At 59.9% G+C, this 257-nt stretch carries 1 protein-coding gene; it reads left to right on the plus strand.

Annotated features, from left to right (window positions below; translation table 11 throughout):
- The coding region (locus tag EOB80_RS34950) for a hypothetical protein (protein WP_206516869.1) at window positions 1-248 on the plus strand (248 nt) is incomplete at its 5' end.
- Window positions 249-257 lie beyond the last annotated feature (9 nt).

Here is a 257-nt window from a genome sequence, read left to right on the forward strand (position 1 = left end):
CTCGCGATATGGACACCGCTGAATTCACTGAGGCCGATTGGAGTGACTTGAGCATCCCCACTCTTACCGCCTACGGCAGATCGAAGACGTTAGCCGAAAAAGATGCCTGGGATGATCGCTACATCCCGACAGTCGAACCCGCCACAGGCGCCGGCCACCCCTCGCACCGGTCGATTCCCGAGATGTGCATCGTGGGCGATGCGTCATGCCTTTGCCTCCCGGATCGCCCGCAGCGTGGCGTGGCGTAGTTTATTTTC

Source organism: Mesorhizobium sp. M7A.F.Ca.MR.245.00.0.0 (genome assembly GCF_003997415.1).
In the GTDB taxonomy this organism is placed as follows: domain Bacteria; phylum Pseudomonadota; class Alphaproteobacteria; order Rhizobiales; family Rhizobiaceae; genus Mesorhizobium.